General features: G+C 70.5%; 17 protein-coding genes and 1 tRNA gene. 9 read left to right on the top strand and 9 right to left on the bottom strand.

Annotation, left to right across the window (positions count from 1 at the left end; all coding sequences use genetic code 11):
* Positions 1-266: 266 nt before the first annotated feature.
* Positions 267-1,736, bottom strand: a complete 1,470-nt coding sequence (rpsA, locus tag ACIG5F_RS36685) for a 30S ribosomal protein S1 (RefSeq protein WP_396524591.1) — start codon at positions 1,734-1,736, stop codon at positions 267-269.
* Positions 1,737-1,943: 207 nt separating this feature from the next.
* On the opposite strand from rpsA, the gene ACIG5F_RS36680 reads away from it, so the two are divergent.
* The 5 genes from ACIG5F_RS36680 (at position 1,944) to ACIG5F_RS36660 (ending at position 7,057) form a co-directional block, all read left to right on the top strand.
* Positions 1,944-2,783: a class I SAM-dependent methyltransferase gene (locus ACIG5F_RS36680; protein ID WP_396524590.1), complete on the top strand. Its 840-nt coding sequence runs from the start codon at positions 1,944-1,946 to the stop codon at positions 2,781-2,783.
* Entirely contained in the window at positions 2,780-3,706 is a 927-nt protein-coding gene (locus ACIG5F_RS36675) for a GNAT family N-acetyltransferase (protein ID WP_396524589.1), read from the top strand. The genes ACIG5F_RS36680 and ACIG5F_RS36675 overlap by 4 nt, the downstream gene beginning before the upstream one ends.
* Before the next feature lie 95 nt (positions 3,707-3,801).
* Positions 3,802-4,545: a hypothetical protein gene (locus ACIG5F_RS36670; protein ID WP_396524588.1), complete on the top strand. Its 744-nt coding sequence runs from the start codon at positions 3,802-3,804 to the stop codon at positions 4,543-4,545.
* Positions 4,542-6,470 carry a YhgE/Pip family protein gene (locus ACIG5F_RS36665; protein WP_396524587.1) on the top strand — a complete coding sequence of 643 codons (1,929 nt, stop codon included), beginning with the start codon at positions 4,542-4,544 and terminating at the stop codon, positions 6,468-6,470. Before ACIG5F_RS36670 ends, ACIG5F_RS36665 begins: the two co-directional genes overlap by 4 nt.
* The gene (locus tag ACIG5F_RS36660; RefSeq protein WP_396524586.1) at positions 6,467-7,057 is read left to right on the top strand and encodes a TetR/AcrR family transcriptional regulator; all 591 of its coding nucleotides are present in this window, start codon (positions 6,467-6,469) and stop codon (positions 7,055-7,057) included. The genes ACIG5F_RS36665 and ACIG5F_RS36660 overlap by 4 nt, the downstream gene beginning before the upstream one ends.
* On the opposite strand, the gene ACIG5F_RS36655 is transcribed toward ACIG5F_RS36660, so the two are convergent.
* Positions 7,031-7,645: a DJ-1/PfpI family protein gene (locus ACIG5F_RS36655; RefSeq protein ID WP_396524585.1), complete on the bottom strand. Its 615-nt coding sequence runs from the start codon at positions 7,643-7,645 to the stop codon at positions 7,031-7,033. The two genes, ACIG5F_RS36660 and ACIG5F_RS36655, sit on opposite strands and share 27 nt — an antisense overlap.
* Before the next feature lie 63 nt (positions 7,646-7,708).
* On the opposite strand from ACIG5F_RS36655, the gene ACIG5F_RS36650 reads away from it, so the two are divergent.
* Positions 7,709-9,004: a PLP-dependent aminotransferase family protein gene (locus ACIG5F_RS36650; protein ID WP_396524584.1), complete on the top strand. Its 1,296-nt coding sequence runs from the start codon at positions 7,709-7,711 to the stop codon at positions 9,002-9,004.
* Positions 9,005-9,070: 66 nt separating this feature from the next.
* On the opposite strand, the gene polA is transcribed toward ACIG5F_RS36650, so the two are convergent.
* Positions 9,071-11,773, bottom strand: a complete 2,703-nt coding sequence (gene polA / locus ACIG5F_RS36645; protein WP_396524583.1) for a DNA polymerase I — start codon at positions 11,771-11,773, stop codon at positions 9,071-9,073.
* 47 nt (positions 11,774-11,820) lie between these two features.
* Between polA and ACIG5F_RS36640 the strand changes: the two genes are divergently transcribed.
* Complete coding sequence (locus ACIG5F_RS36640; RefSeq protein WP_396524582.1) at positions 11,821-12,252, top strand: hotdog fold thioesterase; 432 nt, start codon at positions 11,821-11,823, stop codon at positions 12,250-12,252.
* 139 nt (positions 12,253-12,391) lie between these two features.
* Here ACIG5F_RS36640 and ACIG5F_RS36635 read toward each other — a convergent pair whose 3' ends face one another.
* The 5 genes from ACIG5F_RS36635 to ACIG5F_RS36615 all read right to left on the bottom strand — a co-directional run bounded on the left by ACIG5F_RS36635 (position 12,392) and on the right by ACIG5F_RS36615 (position 17,954).
* Positions 12,392-13,096, bottom strand: a complete 705-nt coding sequence (locus ACIG5F_RS36635) for an ABC transporter ATP-binding protein (RefSeq protein WP_396524626.1) — start codon at positions 13,094-13,096, stop codon at positions 12,392-12,394.
* Between the two features lie 118 nt (positions 13,097-13,214).
* Entirely contained in the window at positions 13,215-14,027 is an 813-nt protein-coding gene (locus ACIG5F_RS36630) for an ABC transporter ATP-binding protein (protein WP_396524581.1), read from the bottom strand.
* Entirely contained in the window at positions 14,024-15,736 is a 1,713-nt protein-coding gene (locus ACIG5F_RS36625; RefSeq protein ID WP_396524580.1) for a branched-chain amino acid ABC transporter permease, read from the bottom strand. Before ACIG5F_RS36625 ends, ACIG5F_RS36630 begins: the two co-directional genes overlap by 4 nt.
* Positions 15,733-16,650, bottom strand: coding sequence for a branched-chain amino acid ABC transporter permease (locus ACIG5F_RS36620; protein WP_396524579.1), 918 nt, complete (start codon positions 16,648-16,650; stop codon positions 15,733-15,735). Before ACIG5F_RS36620 ends, ACIG5F_RS36625 begins: the two co-directional genes overlap by 4 nt.
* An 83-nt stretch (positions 16,651-16,733) precedes the next feature.
* Positions 16,734-17,954, bottom strand: coding sequence for a branched-chain amino acid ABC transporter substrate-binding protein (locus ACIG5F_RS36615; protein ID WP_396524578.1), 1,221 nt, complete (start codon positions 17,952-17,954; stop codon positions 16,734-16,736).
* Between the two features lie 89 nt (positions 17,955-18,043).
* Here ACIG5F_RS36615 and ACIG5F_RS36610 point away from each other — a divergent pair, with 89 nt between their 5' ends.
* Complete coding sequence (locus ACIG5F_RS36610; protein ID WP_396524577.1) at positions 18,044-20,017, top strand: fibronectin type III domain-containing protein; 1,974 nt, start codon at positions 18,044-18,046, stop codon at positions 20,015-20,017.
* On the opposite strand, the gene ACIG5F_RS36605 is transcribed toward ACIG5F_RS36610, so the two are convergent.
* The gene (locus tag ACIG5F_RS36605; protein ID WP_396524576.1) at positions 20,010-20,621 is read right to left on the bottom strand and encodes an ANTAR domain-containing response regulator; all 612 of its coding nucleotides are present in this window, start codon (positions 20,619-20,621) and stop codon (positions 20,010-20,012) included. The genes ACIG5F_RS36610 and ACIG5F_RS36605 overlap by 8 nt on opposite strands.
* 166 nt (positions 20,622-20,787) lie before the next feature.
* On the opposite strand from ACIG5F_RS36605, the gene ACIG5F_RS36600 reads away from it, so the two are divergent.
* Positions 20,788-20,860, top strand: a tRNA-Leu gene (locus ACIG5F_RS36600).
* The last annotated feature ends 41 nt before the right edge of the window (positions 20,861-20,901 follow it).

The raw sequence follows: 20,901 nt of genomic DNA, 5'->3' as shown, positions 1-20,901 counted from the left end.
ACCTGAGTGGCTCAGGTGGGCGCTGGGGCGAAATGAGCCACTCACGTGGGGGAGGGCGGAGGAGCGGTGCGTGTGCCGGAGGGGGTGCGGCATGGCAAAAGCCCCGCTCCGGACGGAACGGGGCTTTCTGGTGTCGCTTACCCACCCTTGGGGGTCCGGGGGCTTGCCCCCGGCGTGGGGGTGTGGGGGCTCGGCCCCCACAAGGCACTGACGAGTGACCCGGCTCGCGCTCTCCGCGAGCACGGGTCACCCATCACTCGTCACCCTCACGCACCGCCGGAGAGCTTCTCGCGGAGAGCGGCAAGCTGCTCGTCGCTGGCCAGCGAGCCGCCGCCCTGGGCCGGGGCCTCGGTGGAGCCGGAGGAGTAGTTGGTCTCCCCCTGCGCCTCGGCGTCGGCCTCGGCGGCCTTGGCGATCTGCTTCATGTGGGCCTCGTAGCGAGTGTGCGCCTCGGCGTACTGGCGCTCCCACTCCTCACGCTGCTTGTCGAAGCCTTCCTGCCAGTCCTGGGTCTCCGGGTCGAAGCCCTCGGGGTAGATGTAGTTGCCCTCGGCGTCGTACTCGGCGGCCATGCCGTACTGGGTCGGGTCGAACTCGGTCTCCGTGGTGAAGCCCTCGTTCGCCTGCTTCAGCGACAGCGAGATCCGGCGACGGTCCAGGTCGATGTCGATGACCTTGACCATGACGTCGTCGTTGACCTGGACGACCTGCTCCGGGATCTCCACGTGGCGCTCGGCCAGCTCGGAGATGTGGACCAGGCCCTCGATGCCCTCGTCGACCCGCACGAACGCGCCGAACGGAACCAGCTTGGTGACCTTGCCGGGCACGATCTGGCCGATGGCGTGGGTCCGGGCGAACTGGCGCCACGGGTCTTCCTGGGTGGCCTTCAGCGACAGGGAGACGCGCTCGCGCTCCATGTCCACGTCCAGCACCTCGACGGTGACCTCCTGGCCGACCTCGACGACCTCGGACGGGTGGTCGATGTGCTTCCAGGACAGCTCGGAGACGTGCACGAGGCCGTCCACGCCGCCCAGGTCGACGAACGCGCCGAAGTTGACGATCGAGGAGACGACGCCCTTGCGGACCTGCCCCTTCTGGAGCTGGTTGAGGAACTCGCTGCGGACCTCGGACTGGGTCTGCTCGAGCCACGCCCGGCGGGACAGGACCACGTTGTTACGGTTCTTGTCCAGCTCGATGATCTTGGCTTCGAGCTCGCGGCCGACGTACGGGAGCAGGTCGCGGACCCGGCGCATCTCGACCAGGGACGCGGGCAGGAAGCCGCGCAGGCCGATGTCCAGGATCAGGCCGCCCTTGACCACCTCGATGACCGTGCCCTTGACCGGCTCGTCCTTCTCCTTGAGGGCCTCGATGGTGCCCCAGGCGCGCTCGTACTGGGCGCGCTTCTTGGAGAGGATCAGTCGCCCTTCCTTGTCCTCCTTCTGGAGGACGAGGGCCTCGACCTCGTCGCCGACCTTGACGACCTCGTTCGGGTCAACGTCGTGCTTGATCGAGAGCTCGCGCGACGGGATGACACCTTCGGTCTTGTAACCGATGTCGAGCAGGACCTCGTCCCGGTCGACCTTGACGATGGTGCCCTCGACGATGTCGCCGTCGTTGAAGTACTTGATCGTCTTGTCGATAGCGGCGAGGAAGTCCTCCTCCGTGCCGATATCGTTGACGGCGATCTGCTGCTTCGGGGTCGTCGAAGCCGGGACGATGGTGGTGTCGGTGGACATTAGGTGGGTTGCTCCGGTACGGATTGGGTTTGATGGGCCTGAAGTTGTCGTGCTGCGGTGAGTGTCACCGCGTGCGCCACCGAAACTCCAGGCCATGGTCAAGAAGCTCTGAGTCCAAAGTTCTGGGCAGCGCAGAACCTACTACGCGGCCCATATCGTACGCGCGCCCGTGACGGCCGGGCAAACCCGGTCCCCAGAAGGAGCAGTGTGAGCACGTTGGATCGGTACGCCGGGGCCGAAGATCTCCTCGGCACGGCCGGCGCGGCCAAGCGCCAGGTGGGCGGCGCGGAGTCCAGAAAAGCGAGTATCGCCTGGTGGGACGCGGATGCCGACGACTACCAGGCCGAGCACGGCGGCTTCCTCGGCGACGCGGAGTTCGTCTGGTGCCCGGAGGGCGTGCACGAGGCCGAGGCCGGCTACCTCGGGGACGTGACCGGCCGCCGGATCCTCGAAGTCGGCTGCGGGGCGGCCGCCTGCGGCCGCTGGCTGGCGGCCCAGGGCGCGGCCGCGGTCAGCCTCGACATCTCGGCGGGCATGCTCCGCCACGCGATGGCCGGCAACGAGGCCACCAACCTGCACCCGGCCCTGGTCCGGGCCAGCGCCGACCAGCTGCCGTTCGCCGACGAGAGCTTCGACGCCGCCTGCTCGGCGTTCGGCGGCGTGCCCTTCGTCGCCGACGCGGGCGCGGTCTTCGCCGAGGTGGCCCGGGTGCTGCGGCCAGGCGGGCCGTGGGTGTTCTCGGTGACGCACCCGATGCGCTGGATCTTCCCCGACGACCCGGGGCCGATGGGCCTGACCGTCGTGCAGTCCTACTTCGACCGGACCCCGTACCTGGAGGTGGACGGCGACGGCGCCGCCACCTACGTGGAGCACCACCGCACGCTCGGCGACTACGTGCGCCAGCTGGCCGCGGCCGGCCTGGTGCTGGAGGACCTGGTCGAGCCGGAGTGGCCGGAGGGGCACGACCGGGAGTGGGGCCAGTGGAGCCCGCTGCGCGGCCGGCTGTTCCCGGGGACGGCGATCTTCCGCTGCCGACGGCCGGCATGACCGTCACCGACTCCCTGCTGGCGGCGCAGGAGGAGCGGTTCGCGCGGCTGGACCGGGTGCTGCCGCCGGCGGCGGCGCCGGAGCCGGGGGAGCTGATCAGCGCCGCCCTGCCGGACGGGTCCCGGGTGGCCGGCGTCGTCGCGCACACGGCGGTCGAGCCGGGCATGCCGCCGTGGCTGTGGTCGGCGGCCGACACGTACGAGCTACAGCCGCTGATCGGCCACACCGGCGCGGCCGGCATGCACGCGGTGCTGCGGGCCTTCCGGCAGTGGCTGGACCGGGTCGGCGACCGCGGCTGGGACACGGCCTCGACGGTGGTCTGGCCGAGCCGGGACGTCGACTGCACGCGCGTGTTCCTCGATCACGGCCTCCAGCCGCTGACGGTGACGGCGGTGCGGCGGCCGACCACGGTCCGACCGCCCGCGCTGACCCTGACCATCCGGCCGGCGATGGCCTCGGACGAGGACGCCGTGGTGGCGCTGGCCATGGCCGAGGTCCGCTACTCGTCGATGGTGGGCGCGGCGATCACCCGGCCCGAGGCGGAGCCGATGCGGCGGGCCGCCATCGCCAACCGGCTCGGCCGCGGCGACGACATCTGGGTGGCCGAGCGGGACGGCCTGGTGGTGGGCCTGGCCGAGACCGGGGTGATCGCCAACTCGCCGGTGAGCAGGACCAGCCGGCAGCTGCCGATCGGCCTGTGGGGCTATGTGAACTGTCTTTCGGTGCTCCCGGGGGCACGGGGCGCGGGAATCGGCCAGCAGCTGATGTCGGTCGTGCACAATCACTTCGCCGGCCACCGGACCGTCGGCAACTTCCTGCACTACAACCCGCCGAACCCGCTGTCGTCGGTGTTCTGGCCCCGGCAGGGCTACCGGCCACTGTGGACGCAGTGGGAGGTGCGCCCGGCGGGCGCGATGCGCTGATCGCCCCTAGGGTCGGAGATCACAGGGCGTCGAGTTGCGGCTGGGCACCTCTGTGTCGCACTATTTGAACTGACCAGTCAGTTCAAGGAGGCTCGGTGGAGATCCACGTCCAGAGCGTCGGCATCGACGGGGCGCACGGCCCGCTGTTGGAGCCGACCTCGCTGCGCGTGCGGACGGGCGAACTCGCCCTCGTCGCCGGGGAGCCCGGCACCGGCCACACCGCGTTCGCGCTGGCGATGGGCGGCCGGATGAGGCCCAGCGTCGGCTCGGTGCTGCTGGACGGCCAGGCCGACGACGCCGGCCTGCGCCGGCGGGTGGCCATCGTGGACGCGCCGGACGTGTCGACGCCCGAGGAGGCGCTGTCGCTGGGCGCGGTGATCGGCGAGGAGCTGGCGTTCGCCAAGCAGCCCGCCAACCGCAAGGCCGTGGCCGACTGGCTGCTCAAGCACGACTCCCGCGATCACGCCACCACCCGCTTCGAGTCGGTGCCGGCCGAGGTCCGCACCCGGCTGCTGGTGGAGGCCGCGAGCCAGCGCCCCGGCATCGAGGCCCTGGTCCTGGTGCTGCCCGACCGGCACGGCGCCGGCCCACAGACCTGGTGGACCACCGCCTCCAAGGCGGCCGAGAAGGGCCTGGCCGTGGTCGTGCTGTGCAGCGAGACCTCCGCCCGCCTGCTCGACCTGCCCGCGGGCCGGCTGGGCGATCGCGAACTGCCCGAGACGCTGGCTTTCACGCCGCAGGTTCAGGAGGAGCACCACGTGAGCGAGCTCGCGAGCGAACCATCGAGCACTGCGCCCTTGGCCGCGGACGCTCCGAGCGCTAGCGAGGAGGGTCTGTGAGCCCCATTCGGTTGGCGGGCACCGAGCTGCGCCGCATCACCGCGGGCAAGCTGCCCAAGCTCGCCGTGGTGGCGCTGGTGCTGGTGCCGCTGCTGTACGGCGCGATGTACCTGTACGCGAACTGGGATCCGTACAACAACCTCAAGTCGCTGCCGGTCGCGCTGGTAGTGGACGACAAGGGCGCGGACGTCGGCGGCAAGCAGCTCAACGCCGGCGACGAGGTCGCCGACGAGCTGCTGTCCGGCGGCCAGTTCGAGTGGCACCGGGTCAGCGACGCCGATGCCGACGCCGGCGTGCGCGACAACAAGTACACGTTCGCGCTGACGCTGCCGGCCGACTTCTCGCAGGCGCTGTCCTCGCCCACGCAGAACCAGCCGCGGCAGGGCGTCATCCAGCTGACCACCAACGACTCCAACAACTATCTGGCCCGCACCATCGCCGACAAGGTCGTGGACGCGGTGCGCGCGGCCGTGGCCAAGAAGGTCGGCACCACCGCGGCCGACCAGCTGCTCACCGGCTACGCCACGATCCGCAGCAGCACGTTGCAGGCCGCCGACGGCGCGTCCAAGCTGGCCGACGGCGCGGCCCAGGCCAACACCGGCGCCGGGCAGCTGGCCAGCGGCGCGTCCGACCTGGCCGCCGGCCAGCACAAGCTGCTGGACGGCTCCAACCAGCTGGTCACCGGCCTCGACCTGCTCAAGGCCAACACCGCCAACCTGCCGAGCCAGACCCAGCAGCTGGCCAGCGGGGCCAAGCAGGTGGCCGACGGCAACGCCCAGGTGGCGGCCGGCGGCTCGGCCATCGCCTCGGCCTCGTCGACGTTCACCAACAACCTGGACGGCCTGCGCTCGGACATCCAGGCCAAGCTCCAGGCCGCGGGCCTGTCGGCGGACCAGGTCAACCAGGTGCTGGCGGTGCTGGACAACGCCCGCAAGCCGATCAACGACGCCAACGGCCAGATCCAGACCGTGAACGGCAAGCTCCAGCAGCTGGCCACCGGTTCCCGGCAGGTGGCCGACGGCGCGTCCCAGCTGGCGGCGGCGTCCCCGCAGCTGGCCGGCGGCATCGCCCAGGCCGACTCCGGCGCGACGCAGCTGCGGGACGGCCTCAAGACCGCCACCGACGGGGCCGACAAGCTGTCGGCCGGGGCCACGCAGCTCAGCTCCGGCACCAAGCAGCTGGCCGACGGCAGCGCGCAGCTGCGGGACGGGCTCAACCAGGGCGCGGGCAAGATCCCCGACCCGAACGACCCGAGCAAGACCGCCGACACCATCGGCGACCCGGTCACCGTGCAGGCTGTCGGCCAGGCCACCGCCGACACCTACGGCGCCGGCCTCGCCCCGTTCTTCCTCGGCCTCGCCACCTGGATCGGCGCGTTCGTGCTGTTCCTGCTGCTGCGGCCGCTGTCCCGGCGGGCGCTGGCGGCCCGGCAGCGGCCCGGCATCGTGGCCCTGGGCGGCTGGCTGCCGGCCGCGCTGCTCAGCTTCTTCCAGGTGGTGCTGCTGTTCGCCGTTGTGACCACGCTGGTCGGCGTGCACCCGTCGAACCCGTTGGGCACCTTGGGTTTCCTGGTGCTCACCGGCTTCGCCTTCACCGCCATGCTGCACGGCCTGAACGCGCTGTTCGGGGCGGTCGGCAAGTTCCTCGGCCTGGTGCTGCTGGTGTTGCAGCTGACCACCGCCGGCGGCACCTTCCCGTGGCAGACCATCCCGGCCCCGTTGCAGCCGCTGCACATCGCGCTGCCGCTGGGCTACGTCGTGGACGGCCTGCGGCACCTGCTCTACGGCGGTTCGCTGGACAGCCTCGGCATCGACCTGCTGGTGATCGGCGGCTATCTCGTGGTGGGGCTGGCGCTGGCCGCACTGGCCGCGTACAAGCAGAGGGTGTGGACGCCCTCCCGCCTCAAGCCGGAACTCGTGCTGTGAATCCCCGGCCCGCCCGCACCTCTGCGACGAAGCAGAAGCTGTTCGACGCCGCGCTCCGCCTGGTCGGCGAGCGCGGCGCGGCCGGCGTGACCGTCGACGAGATCGCCGCCGAGGCGGGTGTGGCCAAGGGGACCGTGTACTACAACTTCGGCAGCAAGGACGGGCTGGTCGACGCCCTGCTGCGGCACGGCGTCGAGCTGCTGGCCGGGCGGCTGCGGGCCGCCGAGGACGTGGACGAGCCCGGCGACGCCCTGGAGGCCCTGGTCGACGGGGCGCTCGGCTTCTTCGCCGAGTACCCCGCCTTCGCACAGCTGCTGGTCAGCGAGATGTGGCGGACGCCCGGCCAGTGGCACGGAACGCTGAGCCTGCTGCGGGACGACATCGTGGCCATCGTGCGGCAGGTCGTCCAACGCCGGGCCGACGTCGGCGCCCTGCCACCCGACGTCCCCGTCGGCACCGCCTCCGCCGCCCTGTTCGGCACGCTGCTCGTCGTCGCCCTGGACTGGCAGGTCTTCCAACCCCAGCGCAGCCAGCGCGAAGTCCGCGACTCCGTGATCCTCTTAGTGCGCGGCGTAGGCCAGCGCTGACCTCGTGTTGCGCATGGCCCGGTCGATGTACTCCTCCTTCTCCCCCACCGGAACGACATAGCTCAGCGCGTCGACGGCCGCTTGGTCGCCGGCCAGGCGGCGGATGAGCCAGGTGGCCAGGTAGTGCGAGGCCAGGCAGCCGCCGGCGGTGGCGACGTTGTCGTTGGCGCAGAAGGGTTTGTCCACGACCTCGACGCCGGCGGCCACGACCCAGGGCTTGGTCCGGTCGTCGGTGCAGGCGGGAACGCCGTGCAGCAGGCCGAGTTTGGCCAGCACTAGGGTGCCGGAGCACTGGGCGGCCAGCAGCTGCCGGGACGGGTCGAGGCCGCGGAGCACGCCCATGATCTTGGGGTCCTCGACGACCTCCCGGGTCTTGGCGCCGCTGCCGATGATCACCGCGTCGGCCCGGACGGCGTCCTGGAGGGTGGCCATGGCCTCGACGACCACGCCGTTCATGGAGCGGACCGTGGGCGCGGGGCTGGCGATGGAGATCCGCCAGTCGTGCCGGTCGACCCGGTTGAGGATGCCGAGCGCGATCAGGGAGTCGAGCTCGTTGTAGCCGTCGAAGGTCAGGATCGCGATGTGCATGCGGCCAGGGTAGGCCGGTCCATGCATGACGGTCGAAGAATTGTCATGGATACAATCGGCCGGGTGCGGACTCCTCGGTACAAAAGCGTGGTGGACGGCCTGGCGGCGGAGCTGCGGGCGGGGCGGTGGCCGGTGGGGACGCGGCTGCCGACGCATCGGGAGCTGGCGCAGCGGGAGGGCATCGCGCTGGTCACGGCCACTCGGGTGTACGCCGAGCTGGAGGCGATGGGCCTGGTGACCGGGGAACAGGGCCGAGGCACATTCGTGCGGGACACGGCTTTGCTTGCCGGGCAAGGGATCGACGAGGGTCTGGTGGCGGCCGACGCCGTCGACCTCCGCTTCAACTACCCGGCGCTGCCGGGGCAGGCCGACCTGCTGCGCAACGCCCTGCGGGAGCTGGCCGGGGCCGGCGACCTGGAGTCGTTGCTGCACTACCAACCCCATGGCGGGCGGCTCGACGACCGGACCGCGGTGGCCCGGCATCTGCGGCGGCGCGGCCTGACCGTGGACGCGGCGCAGGTGCTGATCGTCAGCGGCGCGCAGCACGGCCTCGCTTCGGCGGCCATGTCCTTCCTACGCCGTGGCGACGTCGTGGCGGTGGATGCCCTCACCTATCCGGGTTTCAAGGTCCTCGCCCACACCCTGGGCCTGGAGCTGGTGGCCACGACCGACCTCGACGACCTCTGCCGGCGGCGACCGGTTCGCGCCGTCTACACGATGCCGACGCTGCACAATCCGCTCGGCACGGTGATGTCGTCGACCGCCCGCAAACGCTTGGCGGCCACCGCCCGGCGGCACGGGCTGGTGATCATCGAGGACGCCACGTACGCCTATCTCGTCGAGGACGCCCCGCCGCCGCTGGCCGTCCTCGCGCCGGAGATCACCATCCACGTCTCCAGCCTGTCCAAGAGCGTGGCGACCGGCCTGCGGGTCGGTTTTGTCGTGGCGGCCGAGATCGCCCCGATCGAACGGGTCATCCGCGCCACCACCTGGAACACGCCCGCCCTCACCGTGGCGTTGATCCGCCGCTGGATCGACGACGGCACCGTCGACCGGCTTGAGGGCCACAAACGCACGGATGCCCATATGCGCCAAGCGATTGCCCGCGACGTCTTCGCCGGGCTGCCGCACACCGGCCACCCGTCCTCGTACTTCCTGTGGCTGCCGCTGGCCGAGCCCGCCCGGGCCGACCGCATCGCCGCTTCCCTTCAGCGGCACCGCATCTCGGTGTCCACGGCCGCTCAGTTCGCGACCACTCCCGTTGTGCCCCAAGCCCTCCGGCTCGCCCTGGGCTCCATCCCGGTCGCCGACCTGCGCCCCACCCTGGCCACCGTCCGCGCCGCCATCGAGACCGCCTGAGGTGCTTGGAAGGGGGCTTTCCTCCACTCGGAGTGGAGGAAAGCCCCCTTCCAAGCACCGACAACGTCAGTGGGCGGCCTCGTCCCAGGAGCGGCCGTAGCCGACGGAGACCTCCAGGGGGACGGCGAGCTGGTAGGCGTTGCCCATGTTCTCCCGGACCAGGGCCTCCACCTGCTGGTGCTCGCCCTCGGCCAGCTCCAGCACGAGTTCGTCGTGCACCTGGAGCAGCACCCGGCTGCGCAGTCCGGCCTCCCGCAACGCCTTGTGCACGCCGAGCATGGCCACCTTGATGATGTCGGCGGCACTGCCCTGGATGGGGGCGTTCAGGGCCATGCGCTCGGCCGCGTCGCGGCGTTGGCGGTTGTCGCTGTTGAGGTCGGGCAGGTAGCGCCGGCGACCGAAGATGGTCTCGGTGTAGCCGTCGGCCCGGGCCTTGGCCACCACGGCCTGAAGGTAGTCGCGGACGCCGCCGAAACGGGCGAAGTAGGCGTCCATCTGCTCGCGGGCCTCGTCGGTGGAGATCCGCAGCTGCGAGGCCAGGCCGTAGGCCGACAAGCCGTAGGCCAGGCCGTAGGTCATGGCCTTGACCCGCCGCCGCAGCTCGCCGGTGACCTCGTCGATCGGCAGCGAGAACGCCTGCGCGGCCACGTAGGTGTGCAGGTCCTCGCCGGTGTTGAAGGCCTCGATCAGGCCGGCGTCCTGCGACAGGTGGGCCATGATCCGCATCTCGATCTGGCTGTAGTCGGCGGTCATCAGCTCGGCGTAGCCGGAGCCGACCACGAACGACTGCCGGATCCGGCGACCCTCCTCGGTGCGCACCGGGATGTTCTGCAGGTTGGGGTCGGTCGAGGACAGCCGGCCGGTGGCCGCGATCATCTGGTTGAACGTGGTGTGGATGCGGCCGTCGTCGGCCACCGACTTGAGCAGGCCGTCCACGGTGGTCTTGAGCCGGGTGGCGTCCCGGTGCTCCAGCAGGTGGGCCAGGAACGGGTGCTCGGTGGTCTCGTACAGCGTCTGCAGCGCCTCGGCGTCGGTGGTGTAGCCGGTCTTGGTGCGCTTGGTCTTGGGCATGTCGAGGTCCTCGAACAGGACCACCTGCAACTGCTTGGGCGAGCCGAGGTTGATCTCCTTGCCGATCACCGAGTACGCGTCCTGCGCGGCCTGCTTGACCCGGGCGGCGAAGTGCGCCTCCAGCTCGGTGAGGTGCTCGACGTCCACGCAGATGCCGGCCTCCTCGAGTTCGCCGAGCACGCCCAGCAGCGGCAGCTCCAGCTCGTCGAGCAGCCGGCGGCTGCCGATGTCGGCCAGCGCCGTGTCCAGCGCGTCGGCCAGCTCGGCGACCGCCTTGGCCTTGACGATCTGCGCCTTGGCCGCGGCCTCCGCGTCGGCGGCCTCGTCGGCCAGCAGCGACAGCTGGCCGTCGTCGACGCCGTCCTCGGCCCGCAGCTCCCGCTTGAGGTAGCGCAGCACCAGGTCGTCCAACTCGAACGAGCGCTGGCCCGGCCGCACCAGGTACGCCGCCAGCGCGGTGTCGCTGGTCCAGCCCTTGGGGTCCCAGCCGCGGGCCCGCAGCGCGTGCTCGGGGCCTTTGAAGTCGTGCCCGGCCTTGGCCACCTTCTCGTCGGCCAGCCAGGCCGCCAGCGCCTGCTCGTCGGCCTCGGTCAACGCGCTGACGTCGAGATAGCCGCCCTCGCCGGAGACCGTGGCCAGCGCGATGCCCTCGACGTCCCCGGTGCCGCCGCCCCACGTGCCCTTAAACGCCAGGCCGACCCGCTCGCCGGTGCGCGCGTGCTGCTCCAGCCACGGGGCGACCTCGCCGGCCGGGATCGCGCCGCCGGTGACGTCGAAGCCCTCGTCGGCCTCCGGCTCGGCACTGCTCAGCGTGGCGAACAGGCGATCCCGCAGGACGCGGAACTCCAGGTCGTCGAACAGCCGGTGCACCTGGTCGCGGTCCCAGGGCTGGACCGCGAGGTCGTCCGGGGCGACGCCGATCTCCACGTCCTTGACCAGCTCGGTGAGCTGCCGGTTGAGCAGCACGTTGGACAGGTTGGCCCGCAGCGCGTCGCCGGTCTTGCCCTTGACCTCGTCGACCCGGTCCACCAGGTCGCCCAGCGAGCCGAACTCGCGGATCCACTTGGCCGCGGTCTTCTCCCCCACGCCCGGGATGCCGGGCAGGTTGTCGGAGGGGTCGCCGCGCAGCGCCGCGAAGTCGGGGTACTGCTGCGGGGTCAGGTTGTACTTCTCCTGCACCGCGTCCGGGGTGAACCGGGTCAGGTCGGAGACGCCCTTGCGCGGGTAGAGCACCGTGACCCGGTCGGTGACCAGCTGCAACGCGTCGCGGTCGCCGGTGCAGATCAGCACCTCGAAGCCCTGGCCGGCCGCCTGCGTGGTCAGCGTGGCGATGATGTCGTCGGCCTCGAAGTTGTCCTTGGTCAGCACCCGGATGCCCAGCGCGGCCAGCACGTCCTGCACGATGCTGACCTGGCCGCGGAACTCGTCCGGGGTGGCCGAGCGGTTGGCCTTGTAGTCGGCGTAGGCCTCGGTGCGGAAGGTCTTGCGCGACACGTCGAAGGCGACCGCCAGGTGGGTCGGCTTCTCGTCGCGCAGCAAGTTGATCAACATCGAGGTGAAGCCGTAGACCGCGTTGGTGGTCTGCCCGGTCGTCGTCCTGAAGTTCTCCGCGGGCAGCGCGAAGAACGCCCGGTAGGCCAGCGAGTGGCCGTCGAGCAGCAGGAGACGGTGATCAGAGTGGGCTGCCGGCTGGTTCACGGGGGCGAGTCTAGGGTGAGGGTCTGACATACGAGTTGGAGGTGCCGGTGACCGACACCGCGCAGACCCGGGCCGAGGAGCTGGCGGCGCTCCCCGAGCAGCTGCCGGCCAAGATGGGCATCGAGGTCGTGGACTGGAACCGCGACCGGCTGGTCGGCACCATGCCGGTGGCCGGCAACCGCCAGCCGTACGGGCTGCTGCACGGCGGGGCCAGCGCCGTGCTGGCCGAGACCCTGGGCTCCATCGCCGCCGCCATGCACGCGGCCGACCAGGGCCGCATCGCCATGGGCGTGGAGCTCAACTGCACCCACCACCGGGGCGCGGTCGCCGGGGTCGTCACCGGCGTGGCCACTCCGCTGCACGTGGGCCGCACGATGTCGAGCTTCGAGATCGTCATCTCCGACGAGGCCGGCAAGCGGGTCTGCACCGCCCGCCTCACCTGCGCCATCCGCGAGTCCACCGGCGCCAAGACCACCTGATGGTGTGACCCCAACGCCACCAAGTCCGCCTTCACACCCCCGCCCCGACCTGCCCTGACGCTCGGAAGGGGGCCTTCCTCTCCTCGGAGTGAAGGAAAGCCCCCTTCCAAATTTGAGGAAGAGCGCCTGATCGGGTGGTTCAGCTTTCGCCGAGGTAGGCGTCGCGGACGCGCTGGTCGGCCAGCAGCTCGTGGCCGGTGCCCTCCAGCGTGGTCCGCCCCAGGTCGACCACGTACGCGTAGTCGGACTGGGCCAGCGCGGCCAGCGCGTTCTGCTCCACCAGCAGCACCGTGGTGCCCAGGTCGCGCAGGTTGCGGATGGTGTCGAAGATGCGCTGGGTCATGATCGGCGACAGGCCCATCGACGGCTCGTCCAGCATCAGCAGCCGCGGCCGGGACATCATCGCCCGCCCGATGGCCAGCATCTGCTGCTCGCCGCCGGAGAACAGGCCGGCCTTGTTCTGCCGCCGCTCGCCGAGCACCGGGAACAGCTCGTACACCCGCTCCATGTCCTCGGCCACGCCGTCGTCGGACCGGGTGTACGCGCCGAGCAGCAGGTTCTCCTCGACGGTCATCCGCGGGAACAGCCGCCGCCCCTCCGGGCAGTGGGCCACGCCCATGCCCAGGATGGCGTGCGCCGGCTGGGTGTGGATGGGCCGTCCCTCGAACAGGATCTCGCCCCGCTTGGGCCGCAGCAGCCCGGAGATGGTGCGCAGCGTGGTGGTCTTGCCGGCGCCGTTGGCGCCGATGAGGCTGACGATCTGCCCCGCCGGCACCGAGAAGCTGATCTCCCGGATGGCCTCGATCGCCCCGTAGGCCACGGACAGGCCGCGCACCTCCAGCAGCGGGCGGGTGTGGGTGGCGGCGGCCGCCCCCGGCGCCGCGGACGTCTCGGTCACGCCGCCTCCTTCGTCGGCCGCGCGACCGCCCGCGCAGTGCTGAATGGTTCGCTCGCAAGCTCGCTCACGGCGTTTCTCCCTCCTGCACGGCCTGCAGTTCGGCCTCGACTTCCTCGGGCGGCTTGCCCAGGTACGCCTCCACCACCCGCGGGTCGCCGCGCACCACGTCGGGCGTGCCCTCGACCAGCAGCTCGCCCTGCACCAGCACGGACACGCTGTCGCACAAGGTGAAGATGAACTTGGTGTCGTGCTCGATGACCACCACCGAGATGCCGAGGTCGCGGATCCGGAAGATCAGCTGCCGTGCCGCCTCGGTCTCCTGCGGGTTCATGCCGGCGGTCGGCTCGTCCAGCAGCAGCACCGCCGGGTCGGTGGCCAGCGCGCGGGCGATCTCCAGCCGCCGCTGGTCGCCGTAGGGCAGGTTGCGGGACAGCTCGTCCTCGACCCGGGCCAGCCCGACGAAGTCCAGCAGCTCCCGCGACCGCTCGCGGGCGGCCGCCTCGCCGCGCCGGAACGACGGCCCGTGGAACAGGGACGCCAGCGGCCCCTGCTGCATCCGCACGTGCCGGCCCAGCAGCACGTTCTCCAGCACGGTCATGCTGGGGAACAGCCGGATGTTCTGGAACGTCCGGGCCACGCCGGCCTCGGTGACCGCCGCCGGGTCGCCCGGCAGCACCTGCCCCTTGAGCAGCACCTGGCCGGTCGTCGGCGTGTAGAGACCGGTCAGGCAGTTGAAGAAGGTCGTCTTGCCGGCCCCGTTGGGACCGATAAGGCCGACGATCTTGCCCTCGTCCAGCGTGAGGGACACGTTCTTCAGCGCCGACAGGCCGCCGAAGACCATGGACACATCCCGTGCCTGCAACACCGGGGTGGTCATGCTCCGGCCTCCTTGGCTCCGACGGCGACCGGCGTCTTGATGGCCGTGTCGTCCAGTGACTCGCCGGTCTCGTCCTCGCCGGCCAACTCCGCCCTGCGGTGCCGGTCGGCGACCAGGCCCTGCGGCCGGAACCGCATGATGAACACCAGCGCCAGGCCGAAGAACATCAGGCGGTAGTCCTGGAACTGCCGCAGCTCCTCGGGCAGCACGAACAGCAGCGAGGCGCCGAGCACCGCGCCGGGGATCGTGCCCATGCCGCCGAGGATGACCGAGGCCAGCAGGGTCACCGACTGGTTGAACTGGAAGCTGTCGTACGAGGCGGTGGCCAGCTTGTGCGCGAACACCGCGCCGGCCACGCCGGCCAGCGTCGCGCCGGTCATGAAGGCCAGGATCTTCAGCTTGCCGGTCTTCACGCCCATCGCCCGCGCGACGTCCTCGTCCTCCCGGATCGCGATCCAGGCCCGGCCGATGCGGCTGTTCTTCAGGTTGGCGAAGACCAGCATCACCGCCGCCACCAGCAGCACCGTGAGCAGGTAGTAGAGGATGCCGGCCGGCAGCTGGAGGCTGCCGATGGTCAGCGAGTCGCTGAACTCGGTCCCGAACAGGCTCAGCTGCGGGATGTTCGGGATGGCGTTGGAGCCGCCGGTCAGGCCGCCGATGTTGTTCTGCGCGGTGCGGACGAAGATCTCACCGAACGCCAGCGTCACGATGGCCAGGTAGTCGCCGCGCACCCGCAGCGTCGGCGAGCCGACCACCGCGCCGAAGATGCCGGCCACCACGCCGGAGGCGATCAGGGCCAGGATGAACGGCAGCCGGATGCCGAACTCGGAGGCGATCGCGCCGGACAGGTTGGCCGCCACGAAGGCGCCGATGCCCATGAACGCGACGTAGCCGAGGTCGAGCAGGCCGGCCAGGCCGACCACGATGTTCAGGCCGATCGCCGTCGCGGCGTACACGCCGATGTTGGCGGTGATCGTCATCCAGTAGTCGTTGCCGACCGAGGTGAACGGCACCGCGAGCGCGCACACCACCAGCACGGCGATGCTGAACAGCCGGTGCCGCTCGGACATGTCCGAGATCCACTTGGTGATGCCGAACGCCCACAGCACGCCCATCAGGCCGCCGGCCGCGGACAGGTAGGACAGGAACAGCGGGCCGATGTACGGGTCGGACACGCCGCTGTGGCCGCCGGCCGTGAGCGTCTCGGTGATCAGCAGCACCAGCGCCGCGAACGCGACGATCAGGATCAGCCACTCCGCCCACCAGGGCAGCTTCGGCTTGACCACGGTCAACGTGGTGCGCGGCAACTGGTTGGCGCCGTACACCACCGCGAGACCGCCGAGCACGCCGACGATGCCGCCGAAGGCGGGCGCGCCGTCGGCCATCGTGACCGCGCCGAAGCCGCCGCCGTCGCCGGCGATGAACAGCGTGTTGACCACGGCGATGCCCAGCGAGCCCCAGCCGACCGCCTTGAGCACGCGGGCCCGGTCGCGCAGCGGCACGTAGGTGAACACCAGCACGGCCAGGCCGAGGATCTCCAGGTACAGCCGGAAGGACGTGAGCCCGAACGGGGCGTCGAAGAACTCCAGGGTGGCCTTGTCCGGGTAGGGGCCGTCGTTGAGCACGAAGGTCGCCCACGGCAGCAGCGCGCCGACGATCAGCAGCACACCGCCCAGCGTGGTCAGGGGACGAGCGATCGCGGTTCTCATGCGCGCACCCTTTCCGCCTCGCCGAACAGACCCTGCGGCCGGAACACCAGCACCACGATCAGCAGGACGAAGATCCACACGTAGTCGTAGGCGGTGCCGCCGGGCAGCCAGATGTCGGCCAGGTTCTTGACCAGGCCGATGATGAACGCGCCGATCACCGCGCCGCGGATGCTGCCGATGCCGCCGAGCACGGCCGCGGTGAAGGCGAAGACGCCGTTCTGGAAGCCGATGTAGTTGTCGACGGCGTTGATGTAGTTGCCGTAGAGCACGCCGCCGACGCCGGCCAGCACCGCGCCGATGGCGAAGGTCAGCACGATCACCCGGTCCGGGTTGATGCCCATCAGCCGGGCGGTGTCCGGGTCCTGCGCGGTGGCCCGCATCGCGCGGCCCATCCGGGACCGGTTGACGTAGGTCTGCAGGATCGTCGCCAGCACCAGCGACACGACCAGCATCAGCAGGCCGCTGGGCTTGAGGGTGATCGAGCCGATGTGGATCGGCGCCGAGTCGATCAGGCTGGGGAACGGCACCGCCGAGGTCGCGCCCGGATACCAGAGGCGGACGACCTCCTGGAGGAACACCGACACGCCGAGCGCCGTGATCAGCGGCGCCAGCCGGGGCGCGTTGCGCAGCGGCCGGTAGGCGAAGCGCTCCATCAGCAGCGCGATCACCAGCGAGGTGATGATGCCGCCGACCACCATCGCCGGCAGCGCGACGTACCAGATCTTCTGGGCGTCCGCGGGCAGGATGAAGGTGTAGGTGGCCAGGCCGCCGAACGCGCCGGTCATGAAGATCTCGCCGTGCGCGAAGTTGATCAGTTGGATGATGCCGTAGACCATCGTGTAGCCCAACGCCACCATGGCGATCAGACCGCCGAAGATCAGGCCGTTGGTTATCTGTTGCAACAGAACTGCCACTGCTACCTCCATAGACGGCGGGGGCGAGGCCCTTGTGAGGCGCCCACCCCCGCCGCTTTGTGCCTAGTGTCAGTAGCTGGTGATCAGCTCTCCGCCGCGCCGGACTTGACGGCCTTCCAGGCGCCCGAGGACACCTGGTACACGGTCAGCACCTTGTTCGTGCTGTCGCCGTACTGGTCGAAGGAGATCGGGCCGGTGGCGCCGCTGCCGGAGTACGACTGGATGTTCTTGATCAGCGCGTCCCGCTGGCTGTCGCTCCAGGTGCCGCTGTCGCCCAGGGTCTTGGCCAGGCTGGAGATGATCACGTTGGCCGCGTCGTAGGCGAAGGCGCCGTAGGAGGCGTAGGGCTCCTTGTAGCTCTTGGCCGCGTAGTCCTTGATGAAGGTGGCCGCGCTCTGCAGCTGGTCGGCCGGCGCGCCGACGGAGGTGGCCAGGTCACCCTCCTTGCCGCCCAGCGCGATGAACTTCGGGTCGTAGATGCCGTCGCCGCCCATCACCGGGACGTTCAGGCCCAGGCCGGCGGCCTGCTTGGACAGCGGGCCCGCGGCCGGGTACTCGCCGCCATAGAAGATGGCGTCGGGGCTGGTCGCCTTGACCTTGGTCAGCACGCCGGAGAAGTCGGTGTCGTTCTCGCCGACCTGCTCGTGGTCGACGATCGTCGCGCCGTCCTTGGTCGCGCGGTCGGTGACCGCCTTGGCCAGGCCCTGGCCGTAGGTCTTGCCGTCGTCGATGATCGCCAGCTTCTTCTTGCCGGCCGTCTTGACCAGGTAGTCGGCGGCGTAGGGGCCCTGGAAGCTGTCGGTGGTGCAGACCCGGAAGTAGTTGTCGAACGGACGCTTCTCGTTCGCCGGGTCGGTGCCCTGGGTCAGCGACGGGTTGGTGTTGGCCGGCGAGACCATCGGGATCTTCTTGTTCGACAGGATCGGCTGCACCACCTGGGCCACCGAGGAGTTCAGCGTGCCGACCACGCCGACCACGTTGGAGTCCGAGGACATCTTGGTGGCGGCCTGGGCGCCGACCTGCGGCGTCGCCTGGTCGTCCTCACCGTCGAGGGCCAGCTTGTAGCCCTTGACCGCGCACTTCTCGTTGGCCTGCGCCACGGCCAGGTCGGCCGAGTGCTCGATGCCCAGGCCGACCGCCGACAGGTTGCCGCTCAGCGGCGAGATCGTGCCGATGACGAGCGTGCCCTTGCTGACATCGCAGCTGGCGGAGCCGCCGCTCTCGGTCTTGTTCGTGCCGCAGCCTGCCAGCGCGAGTGCGCCGGCCACGACCACCACTGCGGCCTTCACCGTCCGGTTAAGCACGTGACGTCCCTTCTCCGAGCTGCCCGGCCGTGCGATAGACACCGACCGTGTGACCCTGCCTGATTTGGGGGTTGCGCGGAAGTTAGGCGATGAAGCGCTCCACAGTCATCGCGGTGGACCTTTCCGTGACCAGACCGCAACGTTGCGAGAACCCTGCGTTGCCATACCGACGCACAACGCCACAACTGTTTACCAAACAACATCGAACGGAAATACCGATTTCAAGTCGGCAACGGGCCTGTCTTCGCCCCTATGTACCCGCCTACCATGCCCGAATGCCCCCGACGAAACGGCTGCTGGTTGCCCTGGGAGCGGTCCTTCTGCTGGTCAGCGCGGGTGTCACGCTACGCGCGCTTCAACAGACCCAAAACACACCACCTGCCCCGAATTCGGAGATCAGACGGGTGGACCGATTCACCAACCGTAACGTTCTGGTGCCGCAGCCAATCGACACGCCGGCAACCCCGGCCGACCTGCGGGTGACTTCGGAAGTCGGCGCACTGCGCGCCGACTGGGCCGATGCCGGAGCATCGGGGTACGAGGTGACCTGGCGCCACGGGGGCGAACTGGACCACACAATGCTGACCATACAGCCCGAAGTCCGGCTCGGCGGACTTCGGGCAGGCGTGTCCTACTCGATCGAAGTGCGGGCCGTGGACGCTTACGGCAAGCGGTCCAACCCGGCGGAGGCCACCGGGACCCCGGCGGCTGCTCCCGACAACGCGTGGAAAACGCCGTTGACCGGGCTGTTCGACGACTTCTCCGACGTCGCCACGCTGACCAGGCGCTGGCACCTGGCCGGCTACCAGGGCTGCGTCGACGCTGCTGGCGGGGCCGGCGGGCTCGTGATCGGCCTCGAATGCGGAGCCGATGAGGCAGTGCTGCGCGCCCGATCGCGCATCGAACTCGGGTCGAATGGGGAATTGGGCCGAATAGCCGTCGTGACCGACGCGGCCGGCCCCGGAGGTCGGCTAACTGTTGATCTCAGTCCCGGCCCCGTCGACCGGGTCGGGCCGACGCTGCCGCCCGGCGCCGTGCAGATCGTCGTGGACGATCAGGGCGCCCAGGTGCTCGCCGCCGACGACGTGCCTCGGGTTCCCGGCGCCCACCCCGCCGTCACGGTGGCCCGCGGCATCGGCGTGCCGCACCGGTTCGAGGTCGTGCTGCGCAGCGACGGCATCACCGTGCTCCAGGACGGGCAGGAGATCGGCTTCGGCGGCGTCGTGCCGTCCTGGCGATCCGCCTACGTGCTGTACGGGTTGCAGGGGCCGGCCGGGCTCAAGTCCCGGGTGTTCGTCGACGCCGCCGGCTTCTCCGGGCCGCCGTCGCCCGCCCAGTCCGTCGGCGAGGTGTCCCTCGTGCCCGCCACCATCCGCGTCCTCGGGCCCACCGACCTCGCCCCCGGCATCGGCATCTCCCGCAAACCCCTCATCGGCGCCGCGTCCGCCCGCTACGTCGCCACCGTGCGGGCCGACTCCGCCGACCTCGACCCCGGCGGGCTGTCCGTGCAACTCGGCGACGCCCGCTACCCCGTCGTCCAGGCCGACCCCGGGCCCGTGCCGTCCGGGTCCGTCACCACCGTCTACGCCGACCTGCCCGCCGTCCTGCTCGGGCCGTCAGGGCCCGACCAGCTCAGCCCGTACGTGCTGCGATCGGACCGGGGGCAGGCCACCATCGTCGAGAGCTACCTGGAGATCCACTCCACCGGCGCTCCCCCGCCGTTCTCCAGCCCCGCCCTGGCCGCCGCGCCGCCGGTCAGCCAGCCGCCACTCGTGCAGGTCGACTCCAGCCAGGACAGCGGCCGCTTCGTGCTCGACGTGACCCTCGACGGCCGCTACAACAGCGAAGTCACCGGCATCGCCGGATTCGAGGTGTGGGTCGACGGGCAGCAGATGGTCGGGCAGCCCACCGACGCCGGCGGGCCCGGCCTCGGCGGCCGCTACACCGTCGTGTTCTCCGCCGGGGCGCTGCGCCCCGGCAAGCACACCGTCGACGTGCGGGAATACCCCGTCGACAGCTCGCTGGCCGCTGCCTCCACGCTCAAGGACGTCACCGTCACTTGATGCCGTCGACCACGGCCTCCGCCACCGCCTTCATCGTCGTGCGGCGGTCCATCGCCGTGCGCTGGATCCAGCGGAACGCCTCCGGCTCCGTCATGTTCTGCGCGCTCATCAGCAGGCCCTTCGCCCGCTCGATCACCTTGCGCGTCTCCAGCCGGTCCGTCAGGCTCGCCACCTCGTTCTCCAGCGCCTGCAGCTCCGAGAACCGGCTCATCGCCAACTCCACCGCCGGCACCAGATCCCGCTTCGCGAACGGCTTCACCAGGTACGCCATCGCGCCCGCGTCCCGCGCCCGCTCCACCAGATCCCGCTGGCTGAACGCCGTCAGAATCACCACCGGCGCGATCCGCTCCTTGGCGATCACCGACGCCGCCTCGATGCCGTCCATCTTCGGCATCTTCACGTCCAGAATCACCAGATCGGGTCGCAGCTCCCCGGCGAGGCGCACCGCCTCCTCGCCGTCACCCGCCTCCCCGACCACCTGGTAGCCCTCCTCGCGGAGCATCTCCACCAGATCGAGCCGGATCAACGCCTCGTCCTCCGCGACGAGCACCCGACGCTGCGGGGCAGTTGCCTGCGTCTGGGCCTCGGCAGCCGGCTGGGTCACCGCGGTCCTCCTGTGCGATCGAGGAATCCACCCTGACGAGTGGACCGAAACCGCAGTTTACTCAGTGCGCCTGCCCACCACCCCCGCCCACGGCGTGATCAGCCCTACACCCCGGGGCCCCCTCCACCCCCCTCACCCCCGTCGCGTAGAGTGACCCCCTGCACGAGCCCCCGTAGCCCAACGGCAGAGGCAACGGATTCAAAACCCGTCCAGTGTCAGTTCGAATCTGACCGGGGGCACTCGCTCTGGGTGATCTCTGTTCGCGAAACGCGCGAACCGG

The sequence above is a fragment of the Kutzneria sp. NPDC052558 genome (genome assembly GCF_044547355.1).
In the GTDB taxonomy this organism is placed as follows: Bacteria; Actinomycetota; Actinomycetes; order Mycobacteriales; family Pseudonocardiaceae; genus Kutzneria.
Note: the sequence above shows the minus strand (reverse complement) of the source record. Positions and strands in the feature narration are given on the sequence as shown.

What these genes read in the sequence shown, in the direction of transcription:
- ACIG5F_RS36655 (WP_396524585.1), bottom strand. Translation starts at nt 7,645, where the DNA reads ATGCACATCGCGATCCTGACCTTCGACGGCTACAACGAGCTCGACTCC.
- rpsA (WP_396524591.1), bottom strand. Translation starts at nt 1,736, where the DNA reads ATGTCCACCGACACCACCATCGTCCCGGCTTCGACGACCCCGAAGCAG.
- ACIG5F_RS36610 (WP_396524577.1), top strand. Translation starts at nt 18,044, where the DNA reads ATGAAGCGCTCCACAGTCATCGCGGTGGACCTTTCCGTGACCAGACCG.
- ACIG5F_RS36630 (WP_396524581.1), bottom strand. Translation starts at nt 14,027, where the DNA reads ATGACCACCCCGGTGTTGCAGGCACGGGATGTGTCCATGGTCTTCGGC.
- ACIG5F_RS36675 (WP_396524589.1), top strand. Translation starts at nt 2,780, where the DNA reads ATGACCGTCACCGACTCCCTGCTGGCGGCGCAGGAGGAGCGGTTCGCG.
- ACIG5F_RS36625 (WP_396524580.1), bottom strand. Translation starts at nt 15,736, where the DNA reads ATGAGAACCGCGATCGCTCGTCCCCTGACCACGCTGGGCGGTGTGCTG.